Here is a 6,525-nt window from a genome sequence, read left to right on the forward strand (position 1 = left end):
CAATCATTGCAGTTTTTCTAGCGGATTTTATAACTACTAAGTCTTTGCAAAGTAATAAAATTTTTTAGAATTTCATGCTATAATTGTATGGGTAAAGCCGCTGAGTATTCTTTAAAATAGCCTTCAAAAATAACCGTCAGAAAAATCTGATAAAGTGGCGCAATAATTTATTTACCCTTCTTTTTATCTTAGCACTATTGAATGAAAGTCGCTTGTAAAATGTACAAAAAAGCGTATGATCGGCTTCCCAATTGAACATGGAACATTGGCGAGAGAATAGTCAGGTTATGCAGAAGCAATTGGCTTGAATTTTCCCTCAACATCTCCATCTATAAAGAGTAGTGACACTGCTCATTTCTATGATCAACCGAAAGGAACAGCGCAATGGCAAAGAAAAAACAGCCTGAGCTTATTCAGCATAACTTTGTGGCCAAACACATGCACGAAGTCAACAAAAGTCAGGTTTTTGTAGACCGTAAGAAAAATGCCAAACGAGGCTATAGCAAACACAAACAAGGGCGATATTCCGATGATTATCGCCCTTGTTGTTTTTGGAGTGAATGGTGTGTTGCTTGAGGCTTAAACTAAGTTTTATGGAGATACGATACGTGTCGCTAGTTTCACCATATCGCCCAAGCCATGGGTTTTAAAATAATATTCCATCAGACTTTTCACCATCAGCGGATTATTCATTTTTAACGCCTGATCTAATAAATGTTGCGCATCGGTCATCGGTACATGACAAATTGCTTTACGCACCCGCAAGATATTACTTGAACTCATCGACAGGGTATTAAAGCCCATTGCCATCAGAATTACCGCAGACAGCGGATCTCCTGCCATTTCGCCACAAACGCTCACAGGCTTGTCATATTTATGACATTCTTTCACCAAGCGGGTTAAGGCGCGCAGTACTGCAGGATGAAAGTGTGAATAGACGTTGGCCACACGCGGATTGTTACGATCCACTGCCAATAAATACTGGGTTAAATCGTTTGATCCTACCGAGAAAAAATCCACCAACGGGGCAAATTCATCAATTTGCAGCAGCACACTCGGTACTTCTACCATAATGCCAATTTTCGGTTTGGTGATTTTAACCTGTTCTTCTTCCTGCACTGCTTGCAAGTCACGATCTAGCAAATACAAGGCTTCTTCAACCTCGCTGACACTGGTGATCATTGGCAGCAAAATATGCAGATTATTCAAACCAATACTGGCTTTGAGCATGGCACGAATTTGCGAAGAAAAAATTTCAGGATGATCTAGCGTGAAGCGAATCCCGCGCCAACCTAAGGCTGAGTTTTCTTCTTCAATTGAGAAGTATGGTAAGTCCTTGTCTGCGCCAATATCTAGCGTACGCATCACCACAGGTTTGTTGGCAAAGTGACTGAGCTGTTGGCGGTAAATGGCACGCTGTTCTTCTTCGCCAGGGAAACGGTCACGCAGCATAAATGGAATTTCAGAACGATATAAACCAACACCTTTAGCACCGCGTTGTACGCCACGCACCACGTCAATCATCAAGCCTGTATTGACATACAATTTTACCGCTACGCCGTCAGGGGTAATGGCATCTTTGGTTTCATATTGCTTGAGGTCTTTGGCAATCTGTTCTTCTTCTTTTTGAATTTCTTTATAGCGCGTCCGCATGCGACGTGGCGGGTTGATAAACACCCGACCTTGGTGCGCATCTACAATCATTTCCACATCGTCTAGGCTGTTGATGGGCAATTCAGTTACGCCAACTACGGTTGGAATACCCAAAGCACGTGCCACAATGACCATGTGAGAATTCATTGCGCCTTCGGTGGTAACAATCGCTGCAATTTTATCGACAGGTAGTTCTACCAAAGCTGCTGTGGAAATTTCTTCGCCAATTAAAATACTTTCATCGGTCAGTTCACGGTGACTGGCATCGGCTTCTTGTAAAGAGGCGAGAATACGACGCCCTAAATCTTTCAGGTCAGAAACACGTTCGCGTAAATAGTCATCTTCCATTTGTGAAAATAGGGCAATGTGATTGTCAATTACAATACGCACTGCACCTTGTGCCCAGTTACCTTCACGAATCAGTTCTTTAATTTCTGCAGGCAGGGCATTTTCATCCAACATGCGTAGGAACACACTGAATAAAGCGCGTTCTTCTGCCATTAAGGCATCCTGCATTTTGTCATCTAGTGCCTGAATTTCTTGACGCACTGCATCTAGTGCGTTGTCTAGTAATTCTAACTCTTCACTAATGTCTTCAGCTTCACGATCAGGTACAGCCGCCAAATCTGCAGGTGGATACAGAATTACCGCACGACCCAGTGCAATCCCACCTGAACCCGATACGCCCTGAAAGGTTTTGTAGGCAGGCAGGTTGTTGGGTTTGCGGAATACATCAATATTGCCCACGGCATGCGCATGCGCAATGACACCAGAAAGCTGGGCGCAGAGCGTCACTAAAAAGGATTCTGCCGCTTCAGAAAAGTCTTGTTTATCCTTGTTTTGCACCACAAGAACGCCCATCACTTTACGACGATACATGACAGGCACGCCAAGGAAGGAATTATAAATTTCTTCGCCTGTTTCGGGTAAATACATGAAGCGTTCGTGTTTGGGCGCATCGTTTAGGTTGACAATTTCTTCACGTTGTCCGACTAAACCGACCAAACCTTCACTGGTATGTAATGACACATGCCCCACGGACTCAGGATTTAAACCCTTTGATGCCATGAGCAAGTAGCGTTGATTGCGTTCATCTAACAGGTAAATCGAGCAGACATCCACATGCATGGCTTCTGCGACCTGATTGACCATAATATCGAGTGATTCATGCAAACTGGTGGACGCATTGATTTCTTGTACAATGCGTCTAAGGGTATCCAGTTGCATGTTCGACATACGCGCTACTCCATATTCCAATCAATGATTTGAGGTCAGTTTTACACCACAGATGACCCTATAACAATAAGCTAAAAAATCTACATCTTCATGCAAATTTTAAGGTTTTTTCAGGGGCAATTGATTGCACAATTCCACCATCGCTTTACGGTAGACGTCACGTTTAAAATTGACGACCTGACCAAGCGGATACCAGTAACTGACCCATTGCCATTGATCAAATTCGGGTGGGTCTGACAAATTCAGCCGAATATGATGCGCTGACGCTGTCAGTTGCAATAAAAACCACTTCTGTTTTTGACCAATACATACGGGATCCGAATCCGTGCGTATATACCGATGTGGCAAACGATAACGCAGCCAACCTTTAGTTTGCGCGATAACTTGGACGTGTTCGGGCAGTAAGCCAACTTCTTCTCTCAGCTCACGATAAAGTGCCTGTTCAGGGGTTTCTCCATATTGGATACCTCCTTGCGGAAATTGCCATGCATTGTGACCAATGCGTTTTGCCCATAAAACTTGTCCAAACTCGTTTGCCAAAATGATCCCGACATTGGGTCGGAAACCTTCTGAGTCGATCATTTGGCTACCTAAATATTGTTTAATTTATGACTTTGCACTCGGGGATGATGATTTCTTTTCTCCAACTCGAAAACGCAAAGTGTAAATAATGTTAAAATTGCTATGATCTTAACGAATTTCTATCGACTAGCGGAGATAGATTTACAATTTTTTTCTTAAATTTCAGTTTTTACGAGTATTTTCATGAAATTGGCGCTATTTGATCTCGATCACACCTTGTTAAATACTGATTCAGATCATTCTTGGGGTGAGTTTTTGGTAAGTGAAGGCTTGGTCGATCCTGTTCGCCATCGCGCCATGAACGACAAGTTTTATGAAGACTACAAAGCAGGGCAACTCGACCCAATTGCATATAACGAATTTGTATTTGAGTTTTTAACCCAGCACGACAATCAGTACCTCACAGATTTGCATGAATTATTTATGCAAAAGGTGATTCGTCCACAAATGCGCCCTGAAGGGTTTAAAGCTATTCAGCGTCATCAAGAATTAGGGCATGAATTGGTGGGGATTACAGCAACATCTGACTTTATTACAGCACCTATTTTCCGTGAGTTTGGTATTAGTGAAATTATTGCCACCAATGCCGAAGTGGTCGATGGTAAATATACAGGCAAAGTCATTAATACTGCGTGTTATCAACAAGGCAAGTTGGTGCGTTTGGAGCAATGGCTTGCAGGGCGTGAAGTGACAGAATCTTGGGCATATTCAGACTCGATTAATGATCGTTTCTTGTTGGAATATGCCGATCATGCCATTGCGGTAAACCCAGATGCACGTTTACAGGCTTTGGCGGAAGAGCAAGGGTGGGATGTGCAGGACTGGTCAATTTAAAGCTTAGATTAGTGCAATTGTTGCTGTATCAGGTGTAACTAGTCGCTTGTTTCTGTTTTGTTTTTATTTGCTGCAATGTTGGATTATGTCATTCATTTTTAGAATAGGCATGCTAAGGTAAGACAAGAATTAAAAATGATCAGGAGTGAAAAAATGAGTGGTGTACGCCCAAGAATGACACATTTATTTGAACAACTGGGTTTGGATGCCAGTGAAGCTGCGATTCAGCAATTTATTGAAACGCATCAATTGAATGCAGAAACAACAATTGCCGAGGCAGAGTTTTGGACGGAAGCACAGCGTCAGTTTATCGTCGAAAAAATGAAATCGGATGGTTCATGGGCAATTGTGGTAGACCAATTGAATGAATCTTTACATGAAGATTCGGTGAATCGTTAAGACCTCACTTGCACCTAAATTAAGCCAATAAAAAATACCCTCAATACAATCGTGTTTGAGGGTGTTTTCATTCAAAAGAAACCATTAATCTTTTAGTGTTTCATCATCTCAATCAATTCTAAAACAGCGCGCGATTGCGTCCGTCCCGGATGCCATACCATGCCCAATTGACGGTTCATTTCTAAGTCAATATCTAACTGTTGTAAGTCCTGATTGACCAACGTTTTAGGTAAAACAGACCATCCCAAACCAATTGACACTAACATCCGAATTGATTCTAACGGATTGTTGCTCATGGTAACTTTGGGTTTGACGCCTTGCTTTTCAAATTCTGCCAAAGTGATTTGACTGGTATAAGTTTGCGCGGCAGGCAACAAACTTGGGTAGGCGAGTAAATCGGTCAATTGCAGGTTTTTCTGATGTGCAAGCGGATGAAAAGGCGCAACCACAAACACCAATGGATCATTCCAAATGGTGACATAAGACAGACGTTCATCTAATTTAGGCGGTAAGGTCAGAAAAGCCAGTTCTAAATCGCCCGCCAAAACTTGTTCATGTGCCTGTTCAGAATCGACAAAATGCACATCTAGCGTGACGTTGGGAAATTCTTGCACATATTCACGCAAATGATTGGGTAAATGGTGTAAACCAATATGATGACTGGTACCAATTTTCAGTTTGCCTTGAACCTGTCCTTGCTCATGACTGAGGGTGTGGTGAATATCGCCCAGTTCATTCAGCCAGTTTTTGACTTTGGGCAATAGTGAGTGTGCTGCATGCGTGGCTTGCACCCCACGACCTGCCGATTCAAAGAGTTTCACGCCAAAATAGTCTTCTAGGCTGTGAATGCGTTTGGTCACCGCAGGTTGGGTAATAAATAACTGATCTGCTGCCAAAGAAATAGAACCTGTTTCCATGACTTTAACAAAGGCTTCAAAGGCTGCAAGATTCATTTGCACCATCCATAAAGATTTTTTATTACTGTGCTTATTATTTAGAAAAAATTAGAATTAATCAAAACAAATTCTACTTATTTTTAAACTATGCATTCGGGATGATCTTGTAGAGATACAGCAGAGATAAAAAAAGATCATCGTGGGCTGCAACCAAGATGATCTCAAACTGAAATGGAATATTCACAAGCAGAATCTATAAAACCATTAAGCGATAATTTTAGAATCTTGCGTTTGTGCTTTCTTTTCCCAAATCCGCTCGTGAATGAAATACGCAACAGCTTGTACTGTCGGTTCGACCAAACTTAAGGTAATGGCCATCCAAATATTGCCTGTGACTATATAACCGACCACCATCGCCACGGTGATGTGCATGATGTAGTAGCTTAAAGTTTTTTTGAACATGCGTTGATTGTTGGCGACAAATTTTTGAATATGGCTCATGTGAATACTCCTTCTGCTGCTTTGACCGTTTTCTGTGTGGATAGCTAAAGGATAATTATTCTTATTTAATTTGTAAAAACGAATAATTTTGTAATTTTGATTGGAAAATTAGATTTTAATAAAAATATCAAAGATAAAAAATTTTAAGTATCTATCATGTTTTGCTTATAGGTAGGTCGTGATGAATCATTGACATCCTCCCCGACCTAAAGGACGGAGATTCCTACTGCTAGACGCTCATGCCCGAGCGCAAGAATATTCAGTGCGGAATTTACATCCCGATCATGGAGCGTACCGCACTCCACACACTGCCATTCTCTTATTCCAAGTCCTGCTCTACCTTCCGGACTACTGGAGCGTGAGCCACAGCACGAACAAATTTGGGTGGTATAGGCTTCATTGACTTCTTCATAACATACCCCTG

8 protein-coding genes are annotated in these 6,525 nt (G+C 41.9%); 3 read left to right on the forward strand and 5 right to left on the reverse strand.

Features of this window, described 5'->3' with window-relative positions:
• Positions 1-384 precede the first annotated feature (384 nt).
• Entirely contained in the window at positions 385-576 is a 192-nt protein-coding gene (locus FTV41_RS07460; RefSeq protein ID WP_004976081.1) for a hypothetical protein, read from the forward strand.
• Between the two features lie 15 nt (positions 577-591).
• Here the strand turns inward: FTV41_RS07460 and ptsP are convergent, their stop codons facing one another.
• A complete protein-coding gene (ptsP, locus tag FTV41_RS07465; protein ID WP_004976082.1) occupies positions 592-2,889 on the reverse strand; it encodes a phosphoenolpyruvate--protein phosphotransferase in 2,298 nt (765 codons plus the stop codon).
• A 99-nt stretch (positions 2,890-2,988) separates the two neighbouring features.
• A complete protein-coding gene (locus FTV41_RS07470) occupies positions 2,989-3,471 on the reverse strand; it encodes an RNA pyrophosphohydrolase (protein ID WP_004976084.1) in 483 nt (160 codons plus the stop codon).
• A gap of 183 nt (positions 3,472-3,654) precedes the next feature.
• On the opposite strand from FTV41_RS07470, the gene FTV41_RS07475 reads away from it, so the two are divergent.
• Entirely contained in the window at positions 3,655-4,305 is a 651-nt protein-coding gene (locus FTV41_RS07475; protein ID WP_070155338.1) for an HAD family phosphatase, read from the forward strand.
• A gap of 153 nt (positions 4,306-4,458) precedes the next feature.
• Positions 4,459-4,704, forward strand: coding sequence for a DUF2789 family protein (locus FTV41_RS07480; protein ID WP_136144729.1), 246 nt, complete (start codon positions 4,459-4,461; stop codon positions 4,702-4,704).
• A 92-nt stretch (positions 4,705-4,796) separates the two neighbouring features.
• Here FTV41_RS07480 and FTV41_RS07485 read toward each other — a convergent pair whose 3' ends face one another.
• The 3 genes from FTV41_RS07485 to FTV41_RS07495 form a co-directional block, all read right to left on the reverse strand.
• Positions 4,797-5,657, reverse strand: coding sequence for a LysR family transcriptional regulator (locus FTV41_RS07485; RefSeq protein WP_136144730.1), 861 nt, complete (start codon positions 5,655-5,657; stop codon positions 4,797-4,799).
• 207 nt (positions 5,658-5,864) lie between these two features.
• A complete protein-coding gene (locus FTV41_RS07490; RefSeq protein ID WP_004976091.1) occupies positions 5,865-6,101 on the reverse strand; it encodes a DUF2061 domain-containing protein in 237 nt (78 codons plus the stop codon).
• A 206-nt stretch (positions 6,102-6,307) separates the two neighbouring features.
• Positions 6,308-6,525 (reverse strand): zinc ribbon domain-containing protein (locus FTV41_RS07495; protein WP_179991410.1); only part of this gene is annotated, 218 nt, incomplete at its 5' end.

It is taken from the genome of Acinetobacter sp. YH16051, assembly GCF_013417135.1.
GTDB lineage: Bacteria > Pseudomonadota > Gammaproteobacteria > Pseudomonadales > Moraxellaceae > Acinetobacter > Acinetobacter towneri.

Excerpts from the sequence above, each read along its gene's own strand:
- FTV41_RS07460 (WP_004976081.1), top strand. The coding sequence starts at position 385 with ATGGCAAAGAAAAAACAGCCTGAGCTTATTCAGCATAACTTTGTGGCC.
- FTV41_RS07490 (WP_004976091.1), bottom strand. The coding sequence starts at position 6,101 with ATGAGCCATATTCAAAAATTTGTCGCCAACAATCAACGCATGTTCAAA.
- FTV41_RS07475 (WP_070155338.1), top strand. The coding sequence starts at position 3,655 with ATGAAATTGGCGCTATTTGATCTCGATCACACCTTGTTAAATACTGAT.
- FTV41_RS07480 (WP_136144729.1), top strand. The coding sequence starts at position 4,459 with ATGAGTGGTGTACGCCCAAGAATGACACATTTATTTGAACAACTGGGT.
- ptsP (WP_004976082.1), bottom strand. The coding sequence starts at position 2,889 with ATGTCGAACATGCAACTGGATACCCTTAGACGCATTGTACAAGAAATC.
- FTV41_RS07485 (WP_136144730.1), bottom strand. The coding sequence starts at position 5,657 with ATGAATCTTGCAGCCTTTGAAGCCTTTGTTAAAGTCATGGAAACAGGT.
- FTV41_RS07470 (WP_004976084.1), bottom strand. The coding sequence starts at position 3,471 with ATGATCGACTCAGAAGGTTTCCGACCCAATGTCGGGATCATTTTGGCA.